27 protein-coding genes are annotated in these 23,889 nt (G+C 71.3%); 20 read left to right on the plus strand and 7 right to left on the minus strand.

The annotated features are described in order from the left end of the window. Nucleotides 1-31: 31 nt before the first annotated feature. A complete protein-coding gene (locus tag P1K89_RS27845) occupies nt 32-1,108 on the minus strand; it encodes an AraC family transcriptional regulator (RefSeq protein ID WP_284619798.1) in 1,077 nt (358 codons plus the stop codon). 110 nt (nt 1,109-1,218) lie between these two features. On the opposite strand from P1K89_RS27845, the gene P1K89_RS27850 reads away from it, so the two are divergent. The 8 genes from P1K89_RS27850 (at nt 1,219) to P1K89_RS27885 (ending at nt 10,452) form a co-directional block, all read left to right on the plus strand. Next, the gene (locus P1K89_RS27850) at nt 1,219-2,895 is read left to right on the plus strand and encodes an AMP-binding protein (protein ID WP_284619799.1); all 1,677 of its coding nucleotides are present in this window, start codon (nt 1,219-1,221) and stop codon (nt 2,893-2,895) included. Nucleotides 2,896-2,935: 40 nt separating this feature from the next. Further along, nucleotides 2,936-4,558, plus strand: coding sequence for a carboxyl transferase domain-containing protein (locus P1K89_RS27855; RefSeq protein ID WP_284619800.1), 1,623 nt, complete (start codon nt 2,936-2,938; stop codon nt 4,556-4,558). A 24-nt stretch (nt 4,559-4,582) separates the two neighbouring features. Continuing rightward, nucleotides 4,583-5,518, plus strand: a complete 936-nt coding sequence (locus P1K89_RS27860; RefSeq protein WP_284619801.1) for a GNAT family N-acetyltransferase — start codon at nt 4,583-4,585, stop codon at nt 5,516-5,518. Between the two features lie 14 nt (nt 5,519-5,532). After that, nucleotides 5,533-6,039: a DinB family protein gene (locus tag P1K89_RS27865; RefSeq protein ID WP_284619916.1), complete on the plus strand. Its 507-nt coding sequence runs from the start codon at nt 5,533-5,535 to the stop codon at nt 6,037-6,039. Continuing rightward, nucleotides 6,036-6,926, plus strand: coding sequence for an alpha/beta hydrolase family protein (locus P1K89_RS27870; protein ID WP_284619802.1), 891 nt, complete (start codon nt 6,036-6,038; stop codon nt 6,924-6,926). The genes P1K89_RS27865 and P1K89_RS27870 overlap by 4 nt, the downstream gene beginning before the upstream one ends. 5 nt (nt 6,927-6,931) lie before the next feature. Then, nucleotides 6,932-7,717: an enoyl-CoA hydratase/isomerase family protein gene (locus P1K89_RS27875; RefSeq protein WP_284619803.1), complete on the plus strand. Its 786-nt coding sequence runs from the start codon at nt 6,932-6,934 to the stop codon at nt 7,715-7,717. 72 nt (nt 7,718-7,789) lie between these two features. Then, nucleotides 7,790-8,413 (plus strand): DUF4126 domain-containing protein, encoded by a 624-nt coding sequence (locus P1K89_RS27880; RefSeq protein WP_284619804.1) that lies wholly within the window; start codon nt 7,790-7,792, stop codon nt 8,411-8,413. Nucleotides 8,414-8,427: 14 nt separating this feature from the next. Beyond that, complete coding sequence (locus tag P1K89_RS27885; protein WP_284619805.1) at nt 8,428-10,452, plus strand: acetyl/propionyl/methylcrotonyl-CoA carboxylase subunit alpha; 2,025 nt, start codon at nt 8,428-8,430, stop codon at nt 10,450-10,452. Between the two features lie 61 nt (nt 10,453-10,513). Here the strand turns inward: P1K89_RS27885 and P1K89_RS27890 are convergent, their stop codons facing one another. Next, nucleotides 10,514-10,879, minus strand: a complete 366-nt coding sequence (locus tag P1K89_RS27890; RefSeq protein ID WP_284619806.1) for a hypothetical protein — start codon at nt 10,877-10,879, stop codon at nt 10,514-10,516. A 207-nt stretch (nt 10,880-11,086) separates the two neighbouring features. Between P1K89_RS27890 and P1K89_RS27895 the strand changes: the two genes are divergently transcribed. The 8 genes from P1K89_RS27895 to P1K89_RS27930 all read left to right on the plus strand — a co-directional run bounded on the left by P1K89_RS27895 (nt 11,087) and on the right by P1K89_RS27930 (nt 16,853). Next, entirely contained in the window at nt 11,087-12,013 is a 927-nt protein-coding gene (locus P1K89_RS27895) for a hydroxymethylglutaryl-CoA lyase (RefSeq protein WP_284619807.1), read from the plus strand. After that, nucleotides 12,010-12,501 carry a YbaK/EbsC family protein gene (locus tag P1K89_RS27900; RefSeq protein ID WP_284619808.1) on the plus strand — a complete coding sequence of 164 codons (492 nt, stop codon included), beginning with the start codon at nt 12,010-12,012 and terminating at the stop codon, nt 12,499-12,501. The genes P1K89_RS27895 and P1K89_RS27900 overlap by 4 nt, the downstream gene beginning before the upstream one ends. Then, nucleotides 12,498-12,755 (plus strand): DUF1289 domain-containing protein, encoded by a 258-nt coding sequence (locus tag P1K89_RS27905; RefSeq protein ID WP_284619809.1) that lies wholly within the window; start codon nt 12,498-12,500, stop codon nt 12,753-12,755. Before P1K89_RS27900 ends, P1K89_RS27905 begins: the two co-directional genes overlap by 4 nt. Further along, nucleotides 12,752-13,396, plus strand: a complete 645-nt coding sequence (locus tag P1K89_RS27910) for a 2-hydroxychromene-2-carboxylate isomerase (protein ID WP_284619810.1) — start codon at nt 12,752-12,754, stop codon at nt 13,394-13,396. The genes P1K89_RS27905 and P1K89_RS27910 overlap by 4 nt, the downstream gene beginning before the upstream one ends. Nucleotides 13,397-13,692: 296 nt before the next feature. Further along, on the plus strand, nt 13,693-15,396 hold the full coding sequence (locus tag P1K89_RS27915) for an MFS transporter (RefSeq protein WP_284619811.1): 1,704 nt from the start codon (nt 13,693-13,695) through the stop codon (nt 15,394-15,396). 131 nt (nt 15,397-15,527) lie between these two features. After that, nucleotides 15,528-15,707, plus strand: coding sequence for a hypothetical protein (locus P1K89_RS27920; protein ID WP_284619812.1), 180 nt, complete (start codon nt 15,528-15,530; stop codon nt 15,705-15,707). Between the two features lie 128 nt (nt 15,708-15,835). Further along, nucleotides 15,836-16,294: a type II 3-dehydroquinate dehydratase gene (aroQ, locus tag P1K89_RS27925; protein WP_284619813.1), complete on the plus strand. Its 459-nt coding sequence runs from the start codon at nt 15,836-15,838 to the stop codon at nt 16,292-16,294. A 52-nt stretch (nt 16,295-16,346) separates the two neighbouring features. Next, the gene (locus tag P1K89_RS27930; protein WP_284619814.1) at nt 16,347-16,853 is read left to right on the plus strand and encodes a response regulator; all 507 of its coding nucleotides are present in this window, start codon (nt 16,347-16,349) and stop codon (nt 16,851-16,853) included. A gap of 6 nt (nt 16,854-16,859) precedes the next feature. On the opposite strand, the gene P1K89_RS27935 is transcribed toward P1K89_RS27930, so the two are convergent. Then, nucleotides 16,860-17,312 carry an Lrp/AsnC family transcriptional regulator gene (locus tag P1K89_RS27935; RefSeq protein WP_284619815.1) on the minus strand — a complete coding sequence of 151 codons (453 nt, stop codon included), beginning with the start codon at nt 17,310-17,312 and terminating at the stop codon, nt 16,860-16,862. A 107-nt stretch (nt 17,313-17,419) separates the two neighbouring features. Here P1K89_RS27935 and P1K89_RS27940 point away from each other — a divergent pair, with 107 nt between their 5' ends. Continuing rightward, on the plus strand, nt 17,420-18,055 hold the full coding sequence (locus P1K89_RS27940) for a LysE/ArgO family amino acid transporter (RefSeq protein ID WP_284619816.1): 636 nt from the start codon (nt 17,420-17,422) through the stop codon (nt 18,053-18,055). 28 nt (nt 18,056-18,083) lie between these two features. On the opposite strand, the gene P1K89_RS27945 is transcribed toward P1K89_RS27940, so the two are convergent. After that, the gene (locus P1K89_RS27945; protein ID WP_284619817.1) at nt 18,084-19,190 is read right to left on the minus strand and encodes an NAD(P)/FAD-dependent oxidoreductase; all 1,107 of its coding nucleotides are present in this window, start codon (nt 19,188-19,190) and stop codon (nt 18,084-18,086) included. Between the two features lie 155 nt (nt 19,191-19,345). On the opposite strand from P1K89_RS27945, the gene P1K89_RS27950 reads away from it, so the two are divergent. Next, nucleotides 19,346-19,540 (plus strand): hypothetical protein, encoded by a 195-nt coding sequence (locus tag P1K89_RS27950; protein WP_284619818.1) that lies wholly within the window; start codon nt 19,346-19,348, stop codon nt 19,538-19,540. A 308-nt stretch (nt 19,541-19,848) separates the two neighbouring features. Continuing rightward, nucleotides 19,849-20,097, plus strand: coding sequence for a hypothetical protein (locus tag P1K89_RS27955; RefSeq protein ID WP_284619819.1), 249 nt, complete (start codon nt 19,849-19,851; stop codon nt 20,095-20,097). Between the two features lie 6 nt (nt 20,098-20,103). Here the strand turns inward: P1K89_RS27955 and P1K89_RS27960 are convergent, their stop codons facing one another. From P1K89_RS27960 to P1K89_RS27970, 3 genes are read right to left on the minus strand one after another with little or no spacing between them, the layout of a single operon-like run. Beyond that, nucleotides 20,104-20,706 carry an NUDIX domain-containing protein gene (locus P1K89_RS27960; protein ID WP_284619820.1) on the minus strand — a complete coding sequence of 201 codons (603 nt, stop codon included), beginning with the start codon at nt 20,704-20,706 and terminating at the stop codon, nt 20,104-20,106. A 39-nt stretch (nt 20,707-20,745) separates the two neighbouring features. After that, nucleotides 20,746-21,999, minus strand: a complete 1,254-nt coding sequence (locus P1K89_RS27965) for a D-amino acid dehydrogenase (RefSeq protein WP_284619821.1) — start codon at nt 21,997-21,999, stop codon at nt 20,746-20,748. Then, nucleotides 21,996-23,126, minus strand: coding sequence for a PQQ-dependent sugar dehydrogenase (locus P1K89_RS27970; protein WP_284619822.1), 1,131 nt, complete (start codon nt 23,124-23,126; stop codon nt 21,996-21,998). Before P1K89_RS27970 ends, P1K89_RS27965 begins: the two co-directional genes overlap by 4 nt. Nucleotides 23,127-23,397: 271 nt before the next feature. Between P1K89_RS27970 and P1K89_RS27975 the strand changes: the two genes are divergently transcribed. Then, nucleotides 23,398-23,883: a GbsR/MarR family transcriptional regulator gene (locus P1K89_RS27975; protein ID WP_284619917.1), complete on the plus strand. Its 486-nt coding sequence runs from the start codon at nt 23,398-23,400 to the stop codon at nt 23,881-23,883. Nucleotides 23,884-23,889: the final 6 nt, after the last annotated feature.

Consider the following 23,889-nt stretch of genomic DNA (forward strand, 5'->3'; position numbering starts at 1 on the left):
TATACCGAAGCACGGCACCGGTGTGCGGGCGTCAGCCGGCGGTGGCCTGGCCGCGCGCTTCGCTCGGCGTCATGCCGGTCCACTGCCGGAAGGCCCGCGCGAAACTCTTCTCGCTGGCGAAGCCCACCGCCAGCGCCACCTGCTTGACCGGCCGGCGCGAGCGCTGCAGCAGCGCCAGCGCACGCTCGCGGCGCGCCTCGTCCTTCAGCGCCTGCAGGCTGCTGCCTTCGTCGGCCAGCTGCCGGTGCAGCGTGCGCACCGACACATGCAGCGCCGCGGCCACCGAGGCGGCGCTGTGCGCGCGGTCCGGATGCGCCTGCAGCCACTGGCGCACGCGCTGCACCTGCAGCCGGTCGCGGCGGTAGGGCAGCACGGTCAGCGGCAGTGCGCGCTGCAGCATCTGGTTCAGCGCGCGCTCCTCGCGCTTCAGGGGCAGCGCGAGGTAGCGGGCATCGAAGTCGAAGCCGCACGCCGCGGCATCGAAGTGCACCGGCCCCGGGTACAGCATCGGGTAGACCGTGGCATGCGGCGGCGCCGGGAACGGGAAGTGCACCGCGTCCAGCGGCAGCCGCGAATCGATCAGCCAGCTGGCGACGCCGTGCACGTTGCGCAGCAAGGTGACGAGGCAGAATTCGCGCAGCGCGGGATCGAGCGGCCGGCGCTCGGTGATGCGCAGCCGCGCGCGCCCGGCCGTCGCTTCCAGCGTCAGCGCGAGGTCGTCGGTCAGCAGCCCGTGGTGGCGGCACCAGCGCTTGAGCGCCAGCCCGAGGTCCGGTGCGCTGATCGACGCGCGCGCCAGCATGCCGTAGCTGCCCCAGGGCAGCCGGCGCGAGAACCAGCCGAGCGCTTCGTCGTCGAGCCGCTGCATCGCGGCCGCCGACACCGCTTCCATCTGCGCGGCGCTGATGCGCGCGTCGGCTCGCTTGAGCAAGCCTGGCGCGATCTGCGCCTTCGCCAGGATCTCGGCGGGGTCGACGCCGGCGCGCTCGCAAGCCAGCCCGATCGCCCGGACGAAGGCGATCGGCGTGACGGCACGGGCCGCACGTGGCGACGCCGGCCGACGGGACGGGGTGCCGGCGTCGGCCGGCGGGGCAGGGGCGCGGGGCATTCGCCGCGAGTCTGGCGGCGGCTGGCACGTTTTGCAACCCGTTCGGCACCCGCTGCGCCCGCCGTCTCCCTATGCTCGGCCTCTTCACCTCGTTCCGGGAAGCCGCCGCCATGGTTCTGCCGATCGACGGGCTCGCGCAGGTGCGCGGCCGCCACGACATCCCCTTGTCCACGTCGACGATCCCGCAGCTGCTGGCCGCCACGGCGGCGCGCTTCGCGGATCGTCCGGCCGTGGTGTTCCGCGAGCAGGGCATCCGCTGGACCTGGGCCGAGTTCGCCGCCGAGGTCGACGCGCTGGCCGCCGGCCTGCACGGCCTGGGCCTGCGCCACGGCGACCGCGTCGGCATCTGGTCGCCGAACCGCGCCGAGTGGCTGGTCACGCAGTTCGCCACCGCGCGGCTCGGGCTGGTGCTGGTCAACGTCAACCCGGCCTACCGGCTCGCCGAGCTGGAGTACGCGCTGAACAAGTCCGGCTGCCGCGCGCTGATCGCCGCCGAGCGGCTCAAGAGCTCGGACTACCTCGGCATGCTGCAGGCGCTGGCGCCGGAACTGGCGTCGTGCGAACCGGGCGCGCTGAAGGCCGCGAAGCTGCCGGTGCTGCAGGCGGTGATCCGCATGGGCGACGACCGCACGCCCGGCATGCTGAACTACGGCGCGCTGCTGCGCCGCGCCGCCGCACTGCCCGAGGTGGCGCTCGATGCGCACGAGCCGATCAACATCCAGTTCACCAGCGGCACCACCGGCCATCCGAAGGGCGCGACGCTGACGCACCACAACGTGGTCAACAACGCGCGCTTCATCGCGATGGCGATGCGCTTCAGCGAAGCCGACAAGCTCTGCATCCCCGTGCCGCTGTACCACTGCTTCGGCATGGTGCTGGCGGTGCTGGCCTGCGTCTCGACCGGCGCGGCGATGGTCTTCCCCGGCGAGGCCTTCGACGCCGGCGCGACGCTGGCGGCGGTGGCCGAAGAACGCTGCACCGCGCTGCATGGCGTGCCGACGATGTTCATCGCCGAGCTCGACCATCCCGACTTCGCAAGGGTCGACCTGACGTGCCTGCGCACCGGAATCATGGCCGGCAGCCCGTGCCCGATCGAGACGATGAAGCGGGTGATCGCCGAGATGCACCTGCGCGAGATCACCATCGCCTATGGCATGACCGAGACCTCGCCGGTGTCGTTCCAGAGCGCGGCCGACGATCCGCTGGAGCGCCGCGTCTCCACCGTCGGCCGCATCCAGCCGCACCTCGAAGCGAAGGTGGTCGACGGCGAGGGCCGCACGGTGCCGGTCGGCACGCCGGGCGAGCTGTGGGTGCGCGGCTACTCGGTGATGCAGGGCTACTGGGACGACGCCGAGCGCACCCGCGAAGCGATCGTCGACGGCTGGATGCGCACCGGCGACCTGGCCACCATCGATGCCGAGGGTTACGGCAACATCGTCGGCCGCGTGAAGGACATGCTGATCCGCGGCGGCGAGAACGTCTACCCGCGCGAGATCGAGGAGTTCCTGTACCGCCACCCGGCGGTGCAGACGGTGCAGGTCTTCGGCGTGCCGGATGCGAAGTACGGCGAGGAGGTCTGCGCGTGGATCGTGCCCAAGCCCGGCCACGCGCCGACCGAAGAGGCCATCCGCGAGTTCTGCCGCGGCCAGATCGCGCACTACAAGGTGCCGCGCTACATTCGCTTCGTCGAGCAGATGCCGATGACGGTGACCGGCAAGGCGCAGAAATTCGTGATGCGCCAGCAGATGATCGACGAGCTGAAGCTGAGCATCGCGCGCACCGCGTGAAGCGGTTTGCCCGCCCGATCGAGAAGAACCAGGAGACCGCATGTCCGTGCTCGAAGCCAAGCTGAACCCGCGCAGCGAGGAATGGAAGACCAATGCCGCGGCGATGCGCGCACTGGTCGATGACCTGAACGCCAGGCTCGCGAAGATTGCCGAGGGCGGCGGCGCCGATGCGCGCGCCAAGCACCTGGCGCGCGGCAAGCTGCTGCCGCGCGAGCGCGTCGAGCGCCTGCTCGATCCGGACACGCCCTTCCTCGAGATCGCGCCGCTGGCCGCCTTCGGCATGTACCCCGAGAAGGACGGCCAGGACTCGGCGCCCTGCGCCGGCATGATCGCCGGCATCGGCCGCATCGCCGGCGTCGAGTGCCTGATCGTCTGCAACGACGCGACCGTCAAGGGCGGCACCTACTACCCGCTGACCGTGAAGAAGCACCTGCGCGCGCAGGAGATCGCGCGCGAGAACCGCCTGCCCTGCGTCTACCTTGTCGACTCCGGCGGCGCGAACCTGCCGAACCAGGACGACGTATTCCCCGACCGCGAGCACTTCGGCCGCATCTTCTACAACCAGGCCAACCTGAGCGGCCTGGGCATCCCGCAGATCGCGGTGGTGATGGGCTCGTGCACCGCCGGCGGCGCCTACGTGCCGGCGATGAGCGACGAGACCATCATCGTCAAGAACCAGGGCACGATCTTCCTCGGCGGCCCGCCGCTGGTGAAGGCCGCCACCGGCGAGGTGGTCAGCGCCGAGGACCTCGGCGGCGGCGACGTGCACACGCGCCTGTCCGGCGTGGCCGACCACCTGGCCGAGAACGACCTGCATGCGCTGGCGCTGGCGCGCCAGGCGATCGCGCAGCTGAACTGGCGCAAGGACGCGCCGGTGCCGCTGCAGGCGCCGCGGCCGCCGAAACACTCGCCCGACGAGCTGCTCGGCATCGTGCCGACCGACACCCGCAAGCCCTTCGACGTGCGCGAGATCATCGCCCGCGTCGTCGACGGCAGCGAGTTCCACGAGTTCAAGGCGCGTTATGGCGCCACGCTGGTCTGCGGCTTCGCGCACATCGAGGGCATGCCGGTGGGCATCGTCGCCAACAACGGCATCCTGTTCGCCGAGAGCGCGAACAAGGGCGCGCACTTCATCGAGCTGTGCTGCCAGCGCAAGGTGCCGCTGGTGTTCCTGCAGAACATCACCGGCTTCATGGTCGGCCGCAAGTACGAGAACGACGGCATCGCCCGCGCCGGCGCGAAGATGGTGACCGCGGTGGCCTGCGCCGCGGTGCCCAAGTTCACGATCATCATCGGCGGCAGCTTCGGCGCCGGCAACTACGGCATGTGCGGCCGCGCGTACTCGCCGCGCTTCCTGTGGATGTGGCCGAACGCGCGCATCAGCGTGATGGGCGGCGAGCAGGCCGCGAGCGTGCTGGCCACCGTCAAGCGCGACGGCATCGAGGGGAAGGGCGGCCAGTGGAGCGCCGACGAGGAAGAGGCTTTCAAGGCGCCGATCCGTGCGCAGTACGAGCGCCAGGGCCATCCGTACTACGCCAGCGCGCGCCTGTGGGACGACGGCGTGATCGACCCCACCGATACGCGCCGCGTGCTCGCGCTGGGCCTGTCGGCGAGCCTCAACGCGCCGATCCCGGAGACGCGCTTCGGCGTGTTCCGGATGTAGCGGCCGACTGCGATGGCGCCCGCCTTGACCATCCGCCCGCTCGCCGACGGCGACTCGCTGGAGGCGCTGACCTCGCTGCTGCACCGCGCCTACGCGCCGCTGGGCGCGGCGGGGCTGAACTTCACCGCGGTCGACCAGAGCGTGCAGGTCACGCGCGAGCGCATCGCGGGCGGGCACTGTCTCGTCGCCGTCGAGGACGAGATCTTGCTTGGCACCGTCACCGTGCGCGGCGCACACGACCCCAACCTCGACCCGCAGGCCCGCGTCTCGCCGTGGTTCTTCCGGCGTGACGTCGCGCACCTGAACCAGTTCGCGGTCGACCCGGCGGCGCAAGGGCAGGGGCTCGGTGCGCGGCTGATGGCCGCCTGCGAAGACTGGGCGCGCGCGCAGGGCCACCGCGCCATCGCGCTCGACACCGCCGAGCCGGCGACGCACCTGCGCGAGCGCTACGAACGCGCGGGTTACCGCGAAGTCGCGCGGTTGCAGCGCGCGGGCAAGCACTACCGCAGCCTGGTGATGATCAAGCCGCTGGGCGCCCAGCCGCCGCTGCCGCACGACGACGATGCCGAGCACCATGCGGCGATCGTGCGCACGCTGTGGACCTCGTTCCAGGCGCGCGACTGGGCGAATGCGCGCACGCTGTTTGCCGACGCCGCGCACATGCACTGGCTGGCGAGCGGCGAACACCTGGACGACGCCGACGCGATCATCCGCGTCAACGCGATCTATCCCGAAGGCTGGGCCATCCACGTGCACGAGGTGACGCCGATGGCCGATGGCCGCGTGCATTCGCTGGTGCAGGTCGACCAGGCGGGCGAGCGCTACTTCGCGCACTCGCTGTGGCGCTTCGCCGCGGGCCGCATCGCCGACGTGCAGGAGACCTGGGCCACCGCCATCGCGCCGCCGGCCTGGCGCAGCGCCGCGGCCATCGGCGCCTATCGGCAGGAGCCGTTCAAGTGAGCGCCGCCAACCCGATGCGCGCGCACCTGCTGCTGATGGCCCGCTACAACGCCTGGGCCACCGAGCGGCTGCTGGCGCAGCACATCGCGCCGCTGCCCGATGCCGACTACCGGCGCGACTGCGGCCTGTTCTTCAAGAGCGTGCACGGCACGCTGAACCACCTGCGCGTCGCCGAGCAGCTGATCTGGTTCGAGCGCTTCGCGCGCGGCGTGTCGCCGGCGCGCCGCCTGGACGAGGAGGTCGAGAGCGACCGCGCCGCACTGGCCGCCGCGCTGCTCGACGGCGCACGGGCCTGGACGCCGCTGATCGAAGGGTTTGCCGACGAGCGCTTCGCCGGCCGGCTCGACTACGTCACGACCAAGGGCGTGCCCACCTCGCTGCCTTTCGCCGCGACGCTGGCGCATGTCTTCAACCACGGCACGCACCACCGCGGCCAGTTGAGCGCCGCGCTGACCGCGATGGGCCAACCGGGCCCCGAGCTCGACCTGGTGTGGATGCTGCAGGCGGAGGCGCGGCCGTGAAGTGTTCGGCCGCGGCCCGCGGGTTCGCGCTGCTGCTGGCCGCGTTGGCGATCGGCGCCTTCGCGCTGCCTGCGCGGGCCAAGCTGGTCGAGGAGCACTTCAAGCTGCCGGTCGAGGTTGCCGATGCCTACGGCAAGAAGGTCGCGCGGGCGATCGTCGTCACCGTCTTCGTCGATGACGAGACCCCGCAGCCGCGCCCGGTGGTCGTGCTGAACCACGGCCGCGCGCCGACCGTCGCCGGCCGCGCGGCCGTGGGCCGCTCGCGTTATCCCGAGGCCTCGGCCTGGTTCGCGCAGCAGGGCTTCGTCGTTGCGCTGCCCACGCGCATCGGCTACGGCGAGACCGGCGGCGAGGACGTCGAGGACACCGGCCGCTGCGAGCGCACGCGCTATCTGCCGGGCTTCGCGGCGGCCGCCGACCAGGCGCTGGCGGTGTTGAGCGCGATGCGGGCGCGGCCCGACGTCGCGCCGGAGCGTGCGATCGTCGCCGGCCAGTCCTTCGGCGGTGCCGCCTCGATCGCCGCCGCGGCGCAGGCGCCGGCCGGGCTGGTCGCGGCGATCAACTTCTCCGGCGGTGGCGGCGGCAACCCGGCCGGCGCGCCCGGCGAACCCTGCCAGCCGCGGCTGCTGCAGCGCCTGTTCGCGCGCTACGGCGAGACCGCGCGCTCGCCGACGCTGTGGGTCTACGCCGAGAACGACCAGTACTTCGGCGCCGACTACCCGCGCCGCTGGTTCGAGGCGTTCACCGCCACCGGCGGCATGGGCGAATTCGTGCTGCTGCCGCCGCAGGGCCGCGACGGTCATCCGCTGCTGGGCAGCTACCAGGCGGCCTGGCAGCCGCTGGTCGCGGCCTTCCTGCGCAAGCAGGGTTTCGAGATCAAGGAATGACGAGCATGTCCACGACCCTCGACATCACGCGCGACGGTCCCGTCGCCCGGGTGTTCCTGAACCGTCCCGAGGTGCGCAACGCCTTCAACAGCGAGGTCATCGCCGAGCTGAAGAGCACGTTCGAGACGCTGGGGGCCGATGCGTCGCTGCGCGCCATCGTGCTCGGCGGCCACGGCAAGGTGTTCTGCGCCGGCGCCGACCTGAACTGGATGCGCGCGATGGCCGACTTCAGCTGGGAGCAGAACCGCGCCGACGCGCAGGCGCTGGCCGACATGCTGTGGACGATCTACCGCTGCCCGCTGCCGGTGGTCGGCCGCATCCATGGCGACTGCTTCGCCGGCGGCCTGGGCCTGGCGGCCTGCTGCGACGTGCTGGTGGCCGCCGAACGCGCCACCTTCTGCCTCAGCGAAGCCAAGCTCGGCCTGCTGCCGGCAACGATCGGCCCCTACGTCGTGCGAGCCATGGGCGAACAGGCGGCGCGGCGCTACTTCATCACCGCCGAGCGCTTCAGCGCCGACGAGGCGCTGCGCATCGGCTTCGTTCATGCGACGGTGCAGCTGGAGGCGCTGGACGACCAGGTCGACGCGGTGGTCGGCGCGCTGGTGGCCAACGGACCGCAGGCGGTGAAGGCCAGCAAGCGCCTGGTGCAGGACCTGGCCGGGCTGCCGATCGACGACGCGCTGCGTGCCGAAACCGCGCGCCGCATCGCCGACATCCGGGCCAGCGCGGAGGGCAAGGAGGGCGTGCAGTCCTTCCTCGGCAAGCGCGATCCGGCGTGGAAGCTGGCGTGAGGACGCGCGCATGAGCCCGCCCGGCCGTTCCGAAGGGCTCATCCCGAAGCACGCAGTGCCGAGGGCAGTCCAGTGAGCCTCGATGCACTGGACACCACGCACCTCGTCGCGCTGGCCGCGGCGCTGGGCTGGGCCAGCGGGCTGCGGCTCTACGCCGTCGTCTTCCTGACCGGCCTCGCCGGCTTCCTCGGCTGGGTGCCGCTGCCGGCGGGGCTGAAGATCCTCGAGCACCCGCTGGTGCTGGGCGCCGCCGGGCTGATGCTGGCGATCGAGTTCTTCGCCGACAAGATCCCGGCGCTCGATTCGTTGTGGGACGCGGTGCACACCGTGATCCGCATTCCCGCCGGCGCGGCGCTGGCCGCCGCGGTGTTCGGCGGCGACCAGGCGGTGTGGGCGACGGTCGCCGCGCTCGCCGGCGGCACGCTGGCCGCGACCAGCCACGTCGCGAAGACGACGACGCGTGCGGCGGCCAATACCTCGCCCGAGCCGTTCTCGAATGTCGCGCTGTCGTTGGCGGGCGACCTCGCGGTGCCGGCGATGTTGTGGCTGGCGGTCGAGCACCCGGTGGTGTTCTTCGTCTGCCTCGCGCTCGCGCTGGTGCTGATGGTCACGCTGACCGTCGTGCTGATGAAGTTCCTGAGGACATTGATCCGTTCGCTGCGGCGCCGCTTCGGTGGTGATGCCGCGGTGGCGTGATGGAGACAACAAGCATGTTCACCAAGATCCTGATTGCCAACCGCGGCGAGATCGCCTGCCGTGTCGCGGCCACCGCGCGGCGCCTGGGCATCCGCACCGTCGCGGTGTATTCCGAGGCCGACGCGAACGCCCAGCACGTCGCCGCCTGCGACGAGGCGGTGCTGATCGGCGGCCCGGCGCCGCGCGACAGCTACCTGCGCGCCGAGCGCATCCTGGAAGCCGCGCAGGCCACCGGCGCGCAGGCGGTGCACCCGGGCTACGGCTTCCTGTCGGAGAACGAGGACTTCGCGCGCGACTGCGCCGAGGCCGGCATCGCCTTCATCGGCCCGCCGGCCGACGCGATCGCGGCAATGGGCAGCAAGTCGGCCGCCAAGGCGCTGATGGAGAAGGCCGGCGTGCCGCTGGTGCCGGGTTACCACGGCGACAACAACGATCCCGGCTTCCTGGCCGGGCAGGCCGAGCGCATCGGCTATCCGGTGCTGATCAAGGCCAGCGCCGGCGGCGGTGGCAAGGGCATGCGCCGCGTCGACCGGCCCGAGGACTTCGTTGCCGCGCTGGCCTCGTGCCAGCGCGAGGCCAAGGCCAGCTTCGGCGACGACCACGTGCTGGTCGAGCGTTATGTCACGCGCCCGCGCCACATCGAGATCCAGGTCTTCGCCGACACGCTCGGCCACTGCGTCTACCTGTTCGAGCGCGACTGCTCGGTGCAGCGCCGCCACCAGAAGGTGCTGGAAGAAGCGCCGGCGCCCGGCATGAGCGACGCGCGCCGCGCCGAGATGGGCGCGGCGGCCGTCGCGGCCGCTCAGGCGGTGGGTTATGTCGGCGCCGGCACGGTCGAGTTCATCGCCGAGGAAGTCAACGACGGCGACCTGCGCTTCTATTTCATGGAGATGAACACCCGGCTGCAGGTCGAGCACCCGGTGACCGAGGCCATCACCGGCACCGACCTGGTCGAGTGGCAGCTGCGCGTCGCGGCAGGCCAGCGCCTGCCGAAGCTGCAGGACGAGCTGCGCATGCAGGGCCATGCGATCGAGGCCCGCATCTGCGCCGAGAACCCCGATGCCGGCTTCCTCCCGGCGACCGGCGCGCTCGACGTGCTGCGCTGGCCGGCGCACGTGGCCTTCCGCCGCAATGCCGATGCCGAGCCCTTCCATGATCCGGCGGCCGTGCGCGTCGACGCCGGCGTGCGCGAGGGCGACGCGATCAGCCCGTACTACGACTCGATGATCGCCAAGCTGATCGTCTGGGGCGAGAACCGCGCGCAGGCGCTGGCGCGGCTGGATGCGGCGCTCGAGGCCACGCGCATCGTCGGGCTGCAGACCAACGTCGCCTTCCTGCGTCGTGTCGTGCGCTCGCAAGCCTTCGCGACGGCCGACCTGGACACCGCGCTGATCGAGCGCGAGCGCGCGGTGCTGCTGGACCAGCCGCCACTGGCGCTGGAGGTCGTCGCCGCGGGTGTCGTCGCGCATGCGCTCGCGGACGAGGTGTCGCTGTCGGGAACCGACCCCTGGTCACGCCGCGACGGCTGGCGCCTGCATGGCGGCGCGCGCCGCCACTTCGACATCGAGCATGCGGGCGAGCACCACGAGGTGGCGCTGGCGCGGCTGCACGATGGCGCGCTGCGGCTGGAGGTCGGCGAGCGCGCCTGGGCCTTCACCGCACGGCCGGTGGGCGACGACCAGCACGACATCACGCTCGGCCTGCGGCGCCTGAAGCTTGCTGTGCATGTGCACGGCGAACGCGTCGCGGTGTTCTCGGCCGAGGGCAGCGCGGTGGTGCACGAGTTCGACGCCATCGCGCATGCCGGCGAAGCCGCCGGCGAGGGCGGCCGGCTGACCGCGCCGATGCCGGGCAAGGTGGTCGCCTTCCTCACGCAGGCCGGCGACACCGTGGCCAAGGGCCAGCCGGTCGCGGTGATGGAAGCGATGAAGATGGAGCACACGCTGACCGCGCCGCGCGACGGTGTCGTCGCGGAGCTGCTCTACGCGGTCGGCGACCAGGTGGCCGAGGGTGGCGAGCTGTTGCGGCTGCAGGCGTGACGGGGGTGCCGGCCGCCTGGCGGGCGGCGCCGCGACCTCGCGAGGCCGGTTGCGCCGGGTTCTAGCGCTGGCGCCAGCGCGTCAGCCACTGGCGCATGCCGCCCGACGGGGCCGGACCCGCTGCCGGCGGCACGGCGTCGTCGTCCAGCGGGCGCGACAGGCCGAAGCCGGTGGTGTTGTGCGACCAGTCGGTCGGGTGCGGGGCGCGGCCCGGCGCGGCGGTCGGGCGCGAGGCCTCGAGGCTCTGGTACAGCGCCCTGACCTTGCGGTACTGGCTGGCCAGGTCGGCCAGCTCGGTGCCGGCGCAGGCATCGCAGACCAGCAGCACGTCGCGCGCATACCGGGGATGCTGGAGCATCTGTTCGACGTCGATGCCTCGGCCCAGCTCCCGCATCAGGTAGAAATGAATCTTCGTGGCGATCTGCAAGGGGCTCGGGCTTTGCGACACGGACGGCTTTCGGTGGCAGCGGCGGGTTCGGGTCGGGATTCTCCCGGGCCCGGCGCCATCCGCCACCCCCTTATCCGCCAGCCCGTCGAGCCGTTTTTGAAAGCTCCTGTAACGACACGCCGGTTTTCCGTGTCGCGGTTCTGGATTTGAAAGTCGCGTTGGCGACAGCACTGAAAGGATGTCCAAATGTTTCCCACCCGCGTGACGCTGGTCGATGTCGGCCCGCGCGACGGCCTGCAGAACGAGAAGCAGCCGGTGGCCACCGAGCACAAGGTCGAGCTGGTCAAGCGGCTGCAGGCCGCCGGCCTGCGCGAGATCGAGGTCACCAGCTACGTCAGCCCGAAGTGGGTGCCGCAGATGGCCGACAACGCGCAGGTGATGGCCGCCATCCCGCGGCCGGCGGGCGTGCGGCATTCGGTGCTGGTGCCGAACATGGTCGGCCTGCAGGCCGCGCTGGCCGGTGGGGCGGCGACGCGACCGGACGAGATCGTCGTCTTCGGCGCCGCCAGCCAGGCCTTCAGCCAGCGCAACATCAACTGCTCGATCGAGGAGAGCATCGAGCGCTTCGCCCCGGTGGTCGCCGCGGCGCGCGAGGCCGGCCTGAAGGTGCGCTCGGCGATCTCCTGCGCGCTCGGCTGCCCGTACCAGGGCGAGGTGACGCCGGACGAGGTCGAGCACGTGGTGAAGCTGATGAAGGCCATCGGCGTGCAGCACTGCGGCATCGCCGACACCATCGGCGTCGGCACGCCGCGGCGCGTGCAGGCGGTGCTGGAGCGTGCGCTGAAGCACTTCCCGCTCGCCGAGGTGAGCGGGCACTTCCATGACACCTACGGCATGGCGCTGGCCAACATCTACGCCAGCCTCGAAGTCGGGCTGCAGGTCTTCGATGCCAGCGTGGCCGGCCTCGGCGGCTGCCCGTACGCCAAGGGGGCGACCGGCAACGTCGCGACCGAGGACATCGTGTTCATGCTCGACGGCTTGGGGCTAGAGACCGGCATCGATCTGCAGCAGCTGGTCGCCGCCGGCGGCTTCATCTCGGACGTGCTGGGGCGCCCGCCGGTCTCGCGCGCCGGCAAGGCGTTGTTGATCAAGCAGGGAAAGGTTTTTGCATGAGCCTCGGTGGAGAAGAACGGCCCGAAGGGTTTCGCCGCGTCGCGCAGGTGCTGAACGAGCGCGGCCATCCGCATGCCCCGCTGTGGCTGGAGGTGTCGGCGCGCACCTGCGCCGAGGCGGCGGATGCCTTGCAGGTCGAGGTCGGCCAGATCGCGAAGAGCGTGATCTTCAAGCGCCGGGCCGACGAAGCCGCGGTGCTGGTGGTGACCTCGGGGGACCGGCGCGTCGACGAGAAGAAGGTGGCTGCGCAAGTCGGCCCGATCGGCCGCGCGGATGCCGAGTTCGTCAAGGCGCGCACCGGCTTCTCGATCGGCGGCGTCGCGCCGGTGGGCCATGTCAACCCGCCGGTGGTGCTGGTCGATCGCGACCTGTTCCGCTTCGGCGAGATCTGGGCCGCGGCCGGCCATCCGAACGGCGTGTTCCGGCTGGCGCCCGACGAGCTGGTCGCGCTGACCGGCGCGCCGGTGGCCGACGTGGTGGTCGTGTGATCCCGATCGCCGCGTCCGCCGTCAAGAGCCCCTGCGTCAACATCTGCCGCATGGATGCCGGCACCGGCTGGTGCGAAGGCTGCCTGCGCACGATCGACGAGATCGCCGCCTGGGGCGCGATGAACGATCCGCTGCGGCGCGAGGTGCTCGCGCTGCTGCCGGCGCGGCGGCGGCAGTGGCGCATGCTGCGCGTGGCCGCGACGCCGCCCGCTGACGCCGATGCCTTGCCGCCCTCCGGTGGCCTGCAGCCATGACCCCGATCACCTTCTGGTTCGACGTGGTGTCGCCGTATGCCTGGCTGGCCTTCGACCGCCTGCCGCAGGCGCTCGAAGGCTGCAGCTACGTCGTCGACTACCGGCCGGTGCTGTTCGCCGGCCTGCTGAAGGCCTGGGGCCAGAAGGGGCCGGCGGAGATCGGCCCGAAGCGCGCCTGGACCTACCGGCAGGTGGCCTGGCTCGCGCATGCCCAGGGCACGACGCTGCAGCGGCCGCAGCCGCACCCGTTCAACCCGCTCGCGCTGCAGCGCCTGGCGGTCGCGGCCAGCGCCGACGGGCGACCGAACCGGCGTGTGGTCGAGCTGCTGTTCCGCCATGCCTGGTGCGGCGGCGGCGCCGATCCGAACGATACGGTGGCGCTGGCAGCGTTGACCGCCGCGGTCGCACCGGTGCGCGATCCCGCCGGCGATGAGGTCAAGGCCGAGCTGCGCGCGGCGACCGACGAGGCGGTCGCGCGCGGCATCTTCGGCGTGCCGACGCTCGAGGCGGACGGCCGCGCCTTCTGGGGGCAGGACGCGCTGCCGATGCTGCGTGCCGCCTTGCAGCGCGATCCGTGGTTCGACGGCCCGGCCTGGGACGAGGCCGGCCGCGCGCCCGCGGGCGTGCAGCGCACGGCCTGAGCATCCGCGGCGGGCGATGTCGCTGACGCGCCTTTTGCGCGTCAGCTGCGCGGCCGTCGCCCTCACCTAGGGTTTATCCCAGGCTCCGAGTCCGGGCCGACCCTGAGCGGGTTTTCCCTTGGAATTCCGGATTACGAAAGGCGCGCTGCGGGTTGGTCCCAGGTTTGTCAGCCTGCGTTGGGGTGGCGTCAGGCAGTGTTGGCTCCGCGTCAGAGCTTGGTCAGAGCCGACGCGCATCGTGCGGCCCACGCGTCGCCGGTTGGTGGCGCTCGGCTCTCAACCAGGAGACATCCGCCATGGCCCATGCAGCCGCGACCAAGGTCGCCGCACACACCGCGCCGATGACGCGCGAGGAGAAGAAGGTCATCTTCGCCTCCTCGCTCGGCACCGTGTTCGAGTGGTACGACTTCTATCTCTACGGTTCGCTCGCCGTTTTCATCGGCAAGCACTTCTTCGCCGCGCTCGACCCGACCGCGCAGTTCATCGCGTCGCTGCTGGCGTTCGCCGCCGGTTTCATCGTGCGGCCGTTCGGCGCGCTGGTCTTCGGTCGCCTCGGCGACATGATCGGCCGCAAGTACACCTTCCTGGTGACCATCCTGATCATGGGCCTGTCGACCTTCATCGTCGGCATCCTGCCCAGCTACGCGTCGATCGGCGTCGCCGCGCCGATCATCCTGGTCGGCCTGCGCATCCTGCAGGGCCTGGCGCTCGGCGGCGAGTACGGCGGTGCCGCGACCTACGTCGCCGAGCATGCGCCGCAGGGCCGGCGCGGTGCCTACACCGCATGGATCCAGACCACCGCGACGCTCGGCCTGTTCCTGTCGCTGATGGTGATCCTGGGCGTGCGCACCTGGATGGGTGACGCGGCCTTCGGCGAGTGGGGCTGGCGCATTCCGTTCGTCGCGTCGATCCTGCTGCTGGCGATCAGCGTCTGGATCCGGCTGTCGATGAACGAATCGCCCGCCTTCAAGAAGATGAAGGAAGAGGGCAAGGTCTCGAAGGCGCCGCTGTCCGAGTCGTTCGGCCAGTGGAAGAACCTGAAGTTCGTGCTGCTGGCGCTGTTCGGCCTGGTGATGGGCCAGGGCGTGGTCTGGTACACGGGCCAGTTCTACGCGCTGTTCTTCCTGTCGTCGGTGCTGAAGGTCGATCCGGCCACCGCCAACATCCTGGTCGCGGTGTCGCTGGTCATCGGCACGCCGTTCTTCGTCGTCTTCGGCACGCTGTCGGACAAGATCGGCCGCAAGCCGATCATCCTGGCCGGCATGCTGCTGGCGGTGCTGACCTACTTCCCGCTGTTCAAGGCGCTGACCGGCGCGGCCAACCCCGAGCTCGCGAAGGCGCAGGCCGCCGCGCAGATCGTCGTGAAGGCGGACCCGGCCACCTGCTCGTTCCAGGGCAGCCCGATCGCCCGTGAAGTGGACTTCACCTCCGCCTGCGACATCGCCAAGCGTGCGCTGACGCAATCGTCGGCCAGCTACGAGAACGTCGCGGCCCCCGCCGGCACGCCCACGACGATCAAGATCGGCGAGAAGGAACTGTCGCCGCCGACCGCGCAGACGACCGCCGGCGGCCACAAGTTCGACGAGGCGTCGGGCAAGGCCATCGCCGCGTTCAAGAAGGAGGTCGCCGAAGCGCTGAAGGCCGCCGGTTACCCGCCGAAGGCCAAGCCGATCGAGTTCATGGGCGGCCAGTGGTGGTCCATCGTCGCGATCCTGACCGTGCTGGTGATCTACGTGACGATGGTCTACGGCCCGATCGCGGCGATGCTGGTGGAGCTGTTCCCGACCCGCATCCGCTACACCTCGATGAGCCTGCCATACCACATCGGCAACGGCTGGTTCGGCGGCCTGCTGCCGTCGGTCACGTTCGCGATGGTGGCGGCCAACGGCAACATGTACCACGGCCTGTGGTACCCGATCGTGATCGCCGGCGTGTGCTTCGTGATCGGCCTGCTGTTCGTGCGCGAGACCAAGGACGTCGACATCTACGCCCGCGACTGAACGGGCGATTCCCCGGCTGCCTGCGCCTTCGGCCAGGCGGCCGCGCCACCCCTCGGAGGGTGGCGTGCGGGCCCCCCACCCTCCGGGTCCGCACGCCACCCTCTGACTTTTGAAACTCGGGAATCCCTGCCATGTGGAAACTGCTGCTCGCCTTCGTCGTCTTCGCCGCTGTCGCCCTCGTCGTGCTGAAGAAGGCCGGCGGCAACGTCGACATGGGCGGCGAGAAGCACGGCGTCGAGACCGGCTCGCATGCCGAGCCCGCGGCGTCGGCCGCCTCGGCGGCGCTGCCGGCATCGGCGGCCTCGAACTGATCGGCTGAGTCGCCCAGGCGTTCGCGCCACGCCGCCGCGGGGGCATCCGCCAGCCGCCGGCGGCCAGGCTGCGGGCCCGCCTGCTTCGGTACCATGCCCGCCTGCATCCGCACTCGGGAATCCGCCGCATGAACGTCCTGGTCCTCAACGGCCCCAACCTGAACCTGCTCGGCACGCGCGAGCCGGCCGTCTACGGCGCGGCCACGCTGGCCGACGTCGAGGCGCTGTGCCGCGAGGCCGGTGCCGCCCGCGGCGCGCAGGTGGAGTGCCGGCAGTCGAACCACGAGGGCCAGCTGATCGACTGGATCCACGAGGCCGGCATCGCCCACCGCGAAGGGCGCCTGGCCGGCGTGGTCTTCAACGCCGGCGCCTACACGCACACCTCGGTCGCGCTGCACGACGCGATCAAGGGCTCCGGCGTGCCGGTGATCGAGGTGCACATCTCGAACGTGCACGCGCGCGAGGCCTTCCGCCACCACTCCTACCTGTCGCCGGCCGCGGCCGGCATCGTCGTCGGATTCGGCATCGACGGTTACGTGCTGGCGATCGAAGGATTGCTGCGCAAGACCGCTGGTTCGCGTTCGTAACCGACCTCTCCTTGATGCTTGCCAATTCAGGCGAGCGGCCTATGCTGCGAGCGTGAGCGGCCGACTGCAGCGCGTCGCGACGGCGCATCTCAAGGGGGTTCGCATCATGGTCAGTTCCGATCCACGCCTCGACGAGGCGCCCGCGGCATTGCAGGGCACGCTGCTGTACGTGGAAGACGAGCCGCTGAACGTCGCGCTCGTCGAAGGCATCCTGGCCCAGCGCCATCCGGGCGTGCGCCTGATCCATGCCGGCACCGGGGCCGACGGCGTGCGGCTGGCGCGCAGCGAGAACCCCGACTTCGTGCTGCTCGACATGCACCTGCCGGACATGTCCGGCCTCGAGGTCGTGCGGCAACTGAACGTCGAGATCGCCAACCGCGGCCTGCGCGTGACCATCCTGACCGGCGACAGCCTGTCGATGGACATCATCAAGGCGATGAGCCTGGGAGCCTTCGAGTACTGGGTCAAGCCGCTGGACGTGAAGCTGTTCGAGGCCGGCCTGCGCCGCGCGTTGACCGGACGTCGGCCCGATCCGGCGCGGCGGCTTCCGCAGCGCTGAAGGCCGTCAGGGCCGCGCCAGCGCGCGTCGCGCGATCGGGGTCGACAGCACGATCGAGGTGCGGGTCTCGCCCCAGCCGTTGATCGACGCGAGGAAGCGTTCCAGGTCCGGCAGGTCGCGCGCGAACACGTCCATCAGGTAGGAGTCGGCGCCCGTCACGTGGTGGCACTCGATCACCTCGGGCATCGCGCGCAGCTTGGCCAGCAGCGGCTGCTTCTGCGGCTGCAGCACGGTGATGCCGACGATCGCGCGCACGCCCCAGCCGAGCGCCGCCGCGTCGAGCTCGGCATGCACGCCGCGCACGATGCCGGCATCCTGCAGGCGCTTCAGCCGCTCGGCGGTCGCGGCGATCGACAAGCCGGCCGTGGCGGCCAGCGCCTTCAGCGGCTGGCGGCCGTCGGCCTGCAGCGCGGCGAGCAGCCGCCAGGCCTTGTCGTCGATCGCAAAGGGCTCGGGCATCGTTCCGGCGAATGCGGGATCGCGCCGCAAAAGCGACGGCGCGCCGGAATCATCGCCGGAAATCCGCACTGGGCCGCGCGCCCTCGCGCTCGGGACAATCCCAGCCCATGACGCCGATGCCCCTCGACCCGCTGCTGCTGCTGTTCGCGCAATCGCTGCTGATCGGCCTGTCGATCGCCGCGCCGGTCGGCCCGATCGGCCTGCTGACGATCCAGCGCACGCTGGCGCGCGGGCCGGCCGCCGGTCTGGCGACCGGTCTGGGAGCGGCGGTGGCCGATGCGGTCTACGGCGCGATCGGCGCCTTCGGCGTCAGCGCGGTGATCGCCTGGCTGACCGGCGCGCGCACCTGGTTCGCGCTCGGCGGCGGCGCCTTCCTGCTGTGGCTGGCCTGGCGCACCTGGCGCGCGCCGGTGGCCGAGCGCGCCGCCGATGCCGGCGCCGGCCGCGACCTGCTGCGCTGCTTCGCCGGCACCTTCGTGCTGACCTTGTCGAACCCGGCGACCATCCTGTCCTTCATCGCGGTGTTCGGCGCGCTGTCGGGCCGGCTGGCGATCAGCTCGCCGTGGCCGATGATCGCCGGCGTGCTGGTCGGCTCGGCGCTGTGGTGGCTGTTCCTGTCGACCGCCGTCGGCCGCCTGCGCGAACGGTTCGACCGCCGCTGGCGCCGCCGCATCAACCAGGCCTCCGCGCTGCTGCTCGCCGGCTTCGCGCTCTGGCAGTGGGCGGGGCTGCTGCCGGGTTGACAGGCCCCAAGGAGGTCCTAAGGAGGCCCTAAGGGGCCAGGCGTGAAACCACCTCTTCGGCGATCGCCAGGCACGAGGTCAACCCCGGCGACTCGATGCCGAACAGGTTCACCAGCCTGGCGATGCCGTGGCGCTCGGGCCCGTCGATGCGGAAGTCGGCCGCCGGCTCGCCGGGCCCGCTGATCTTGGGCCGCACGCCGGCGTAGCCCGGCTGCAGCGCGCCGTCGGGCAGCGCCGGCCAGTAGTGGCGCACCGCGGCGTAGAAACCGTCGGCCTCCGACGGGTCGACCGTGTAGTCGATGCGGTCCACCCAGCGGAAGCTGGGACCGAAGCGCGCCTGGCCGCCGAGGTCCAGCGTCAGGTGCACGCCGAGATGGCCGGACGCGCCGGGCGCCGGGTAGACCAGCCGCGAGAACGGCGCGCGACCGGCCAGCGTGAAGTAGCAGCCCTTCGCGAAGTGCTCGCGCGGCACGTGGCGGGCATCGAGCCCGTCGATCGCGCGTGCCAGTGCCGGCGCTTGCAGTCCGGCGCAGTTGATCACTTCGCGCGCGAGCAGCGTCGCCGCGGTGTCGCCGCCGACCTCCAGCACGAGGCCGTCCGCCATTACCCGGCCGGCCAGCATCGGCGAGCGCAGCGCCAGCATCGCGCCCGCCGCTTCGGCCTCCCCCAGCAGCGCCAGCATCAGCCCGTGGCTGTCGACGATGCCGGTCGACGGCGACAGCAGCGCGCCGTGGCAGGCCAGCGCCGGCTCCAGCGCCCGCGCGTCGTCGGCCGACAGCCACCGCAGGTCGTGCACGCCGTTGGCCGCGGCCTGGGCCTGCAGCGCGTGCAGCGCCGGCAGCTCGTCCGGTGCGGTGGCGACGATCAGCTTGCCGCAGCGGCGGTGGCCGACCTGGTGGGTGTCGCAGAAGTCATAGAGCAGCGCCTTGCCGCGCACGCACAGGCGCGCACGCGCCGAGCCGGGCGGGTAGTAGAGGCCGGCGTGGATCACCTCGCTGTTGCGCGCGCTGGTGGCGCTGCCGAAGCGCTCCTCGGCCTCGAGCACGACCACCTCGCGGCCCGACTGCGCCAGCGCCCGCGCCACCGCGAGCCCGACCACGCCGGCACCGATCACCACGCTCTGGACCTGCTCCATGGCCGCCGATCCTAGCGATGCCGCTGCAGCTCATCGCGTTTGGCCCGCCGTTCATCACGCGCCGGACGCGGCTCGTCGCAATCCGGATGCACCCGGGGAGGGTTTTTCCTAGAGTCCAACCATCGCCACTGACTGACCACCCCCAGGAGCCCACCATGACCCGCCGCCTTTCCCTGTCCACCCTGCGCGAACAAGCCGCCTCGTTCGGCGTGGCCGCAGTGATGACGCTGGCGGTGCTGGGCAGCGTGGCGCAGATCGCCGACCACCAGCATGCCGATGCGCAGACGGCCGAAGCCGTGCCGACGCCGGTGCAGGTGGTGGTCGTGACCGGCAAGCGTGCGCAAGGCTGAGCACGTCCCCGCCCCTTCCTGACTCCTCGTGAACGAGCCCCGCCGTGCGGGGCTCGTTTTCTTTTTGGGGCCGGCGAGCCATTCCGGTGCGGTGAGGCACGCCAATAACAGGTTAATGACACGGCAATGTGCCGGCGGTTCACGGGACCGGACCGCGCTGGTCCGTGATGCTGCGCACGCTCCGGCGGGCGCGGCTGCAGTTGGTCCCCGCGGCACGGCGGCTCGTCGCAAACCGGTGGCCGCGTGAAGGTGCGCTGCCTAGAGTCACACCATCCCAAGCGAACGCACCGAAGACCCAGGAGCCGATGATGAACCGCCGCCAAGCCCCCCAGCCCCGCCTTCAGGAACGCCTGGCCGCCTTCGGCGCCGCGACGACGATGACGCTGGCGGTGATGGCCGGCATCGGCACGCTGGCCCAGACGCAGCAGGCCGCGCCCGAGGACATCGCGCAGGCGCCGGCGCCGCTGGTCGACGTCACGCCGCAGCGCGTGCTGGTGGTGGGCCAGCGCGCGCCGCAGCAGGTGTTCGTGGTCGGCCAGCGCGCGCCGCGCACCTGACGCGTTTCAGCGCGACGGCCGGCCGGTCGGCACCAGTCCGGCGAGCGCCGCGTGCTGCAGCAGCATGATGGTCTTCGCGTCGCAGATCTCGCCGCGCGCGACCATTGCCAGCGCGTCGTCGAGCGTCAGCTCCAGCACCTCGATGTCCTCGCCCTCGTGCTCGAGCCCGCCGCCCAAGCCGATGCGATCGCCGGGGTCGTACTCGGCGACGAAGAAGTGCAGCCGCTCGGTCACCGAGCCCGGGCTCATGTAGACCTCGAACACCTTGCGCGGCGTGCGCACGTGGAAGCCCACCTCCTGCTCGGCCTCGGCGCGGATGCACTCCTCGGGCGTCGCGTCGTCGAGCTTGCCCGCCGGCGCCTCGATCAGCAGGTCGTCATGGCCGTTGACGTACACCGGGTAGCGGAACTGCTTCGTCAGGATCACTGTGCCGCGCTCGCGGCTGTACAGCAGCAGCACGGCGCCGTTGCCACGGTCGTAGGTCTCGCGCCGGCATTCCTGCCAGCGGCCGTCGCTGCGCAGCCAGTCGAAGGTCGTCGTCTTCAGCGTCGACCAGTGGTCCGACAGCAGCCGGACCTCCTTGACGCGCAGGCGATCGGAAACACTCATCGGTGAAAGACTCCTAACGATTGAAAGAAGCGGTCGGCCTCAGCCGTAGCGTGCCAGCGTCAGCCCTTCGGTATCGATCGCCGGTCGGCGGTCCGACATCCAGTCGGCCAGCAGCGCGCCGGTGCCGGCAGCCATCGTCCAGCCGAGCGTGCCGTGGCCGGTGGCCAGCCACAGGTTCCTGATCGGCGACGGGCCGATCAGCGGCGTGCCGTCGGGCGTCATCGGCCGCAGGCCGGTCCAGAAGGTCGCCTGGTGCACGTCGCCGCCACGCGGGAAGAGATCGGTGACGACGAACTCCAGCGTCTCGCGCCGCCGCGGGTCGAGCGCCAGGTCGAAGCCCGACAGCTGCGCCGTGCCGCCGACGCGGATGCGGTCGCCCAGGCGCGTCACCGCGACCTTGTGCGTCTCGTCCATGATCGTCGACTCGGGCGCGTGCGCCGCATCGGTGATCGGCACGGTGATCGAGAAACCCTTGACCGGGTAGACCTGCAGCCGCACGCCCAGGCTCTTCAGCAGGCCGGTGGAATAGCTGCCGGCGGCCAGCAGCACGCGGTCGGCGCGCAGGGCGCCGGCATCGGTGTCGACCGCGCCGATCGCATCGCCGTCGCGCTGCAGCGCCTTGACCCGCACGCCGAAGCGGAACCGCACGCCCGCCTCCTGCGCCAGGCGCGCGATCGCGTTGGTGAAGACGAAGCAGTCGCCCGTCTCGTCGCCGGGCAGGCGCAGCGCGCCGACGAACTTGTGCTGCTGCTCGGCCAGCGCCGGCTCGTACTGCAGGTAGCCGGCGCGGTCGAGCAGTTGGTACGGCACGCCGTACTGCTTCAGGATCTCGATGTCCTTCGCGGTGCCGTCGAGCTGCTGCTGCGTGCGGAAGAGCTGCAGCGTGCCCTGCATGCGCTCGTCGTAGCGGATGCCGGTCTCGGCGCGCAGCGCCTTCATGCAGTCGCGGCTGTATTCGGCCACGCGCACCATGCGCGCCTTGTTGATCGCATAGCGCGCCTCGGTGCAGTTGCGCAGCATCGCCGCGCCCCAGCGCCACATCGCGGGGTCGAGCATCGGCTTGATCACCAGCGGGCTGTGCTCCATCAGCAGCCACTTGATCGCCTTGACCGGAACGCCGGGGCCGGCCCAGGGTGCCGAGTAGCCCGGCGACACCTCGCCGGCATTGGCGAAGCTGGTCTGCAGCGCGGGCCCGCGCTCGCGCTCGATCACCTCGACCTCGTGGCCGGCGCGCGCGAGGTACCACGCGGCGGTGCTGCCGATCACGCCGGCACCGATGATCAGGATCTTCATCGGCCAGCGCGTCCGTGGCGGATGCGATAGATCGCTCCGGCGTGGTCGTCGGACACCAGCAGCGAGCCGTCCGGTGCCACCAGCACGTCCGCCGGGCGACCCCAGCGCGATTCGCCTTGCAGCCAGCCCGTGGCGAACGGCGTGTACGACACGGCCTTGTTGCCGTCGAGCTTGACGCTGCTGATGCGGTAGCCGATGCGCTTCGAACGGTTCCACGAGCCGTGCTCGGCGATGAAGATCTGCCCGCGCCAGGCTTCGGGGAACTGGGTGCCGGTGTAGAAGCGCAGGCCCAGCGCCGCGACATGCGGACCCAGCGCCTGCGCCGGCGGCGTGAACTCGCTGCACGGCCGCCTGGCGCCGAACTCCGGATCGGCCAGCGTGCCACCATGGCAGTACGGATAGCCGAAGTGCATCCCCGCCCTCGGCGCATGGTTCAGCTCGTCGGGCGGCAGGTCGTCGCCCAGGCTGTCGCGGCCGTTGTCGCTGAACCAGAGCTCGCGCGTCTGCGGATGCCAGTCGAAGCCGACGCTGTTGCGCACGCCACGTGCAAAGGTTTCGAGCTTCGAGCCGTCGGGCTGCATGCGCAGGATGGTCGCGTAGCGGTCGGCCTCGGGTTCGCAGATGTTGCAGGGCGCACCGACCGGCACGTAGAGCCAGCCGTCGGGGCCGAAGCCGATGAACTTCCAGCCGTGGTGCGTCTCGGTCGGCAGGTCGTCCCGCACCACCTTCGGCGCCGGCGGGTCGGCCAGGCGCTTGCCGATGTCGTCGAGGCGCAGGATGCGGCTGACCGCGCTGACATACAGCGCGCCGTCCTTCAGCGCCACGCCCACCGGCCTCTTCAGCCCGCTGGCGATCACGTGCAGCTTGCCGGCCCGGCCCTGCGCGTCGAGCTCCAGCGCATGCACCTTGCCTTCGTCCATCGAGCCGACGTACAGCACGTGGCCGCCGCCGGATCGTTCGCCGATCGCCATCTGGCGGGCGTTCGGCACGCGCGCGAGCAGCTCGATCGAGAAGCCGGGCGGCAGTTCGATCTTGTCGAGCGGCAGCTCCGCCGCGAAGGGGGCGCAGGCGGCGGTCAGCAGCGCGAAGGCGGCGGCAAGCGCAGGGCGGCGGAGCAGGGCCTGCATGGCGGAGCGGGTGAGGTCGGACGGCCGGCCAGCATAGTCGCAAGCGGGAGTGCCTCCCATTCATTTCTGTCTTGACAGAAATTCAGGAAAGCCTACGATGACCGCCATGACGTCCCACAACGCCCCCGACCGTGATCCCGGCCCCGATGCCGGGCGGCCTGCGGACGCTGCTTCGGCGTCGGTCCCGGCGCCCGAGGCCGCGCCCACCCCGGAAACCGCGGCGTCGCGGCTGACGCCGGTGTCGCAGCGCTTCGTGCTGCACTGGGGCGAGATGGGCTCGCGCTGGGGCGTCAACCGCACCGTCGGGCAGATCCATGCGTTGCTGTTCATCGCCGCGCGGCCGATGCATGCCGACGACATCGTCGAGACGCTCGGCGTCGCGCGCTCGAACGTCAGCAACAGCCTGAAGGAACTGCAGAACTGGGGCCTCGTGCGCGTGGTGCACCTGCTGGGCGACCGGCGCGACCACTTCGAGGCGCAGGGCGACGTGTGGGAACTGTTCCGCACCGTCATCCGCGAGCGCAAGGCGCGCGAGTTCGACCCCACCGCCGGTGTGCTGCGTGAATGCCTCGCGCATCCGGACATCGCGCGCGAACCCGCGGCCAGCCGCCAGCGCATCGCACAGACGCTGGCGCTGATGGAGACGCTGTCCGCCTGGGGCGACGAGATGCTGCGCCTGCCGCCGGACACGCTGATGAAGATCATGAAGCTCGGCGCGCGCATCCAGGCGCTGGTGCGCGGCAAGGCCGCCGACTAGCGGCGT

Origin of the sequence: Aquabacterium humicola, from assembly GCF_030167915.1 — a bacterium.
GTDB classification, from domain to species: Bacteria; Pseudomonadota; Gammaproteobacteria; order Burkholderiales; family Burkholderiaceae_C; genus Pseudaquabacterium; species Pseudaquabacterium humicola.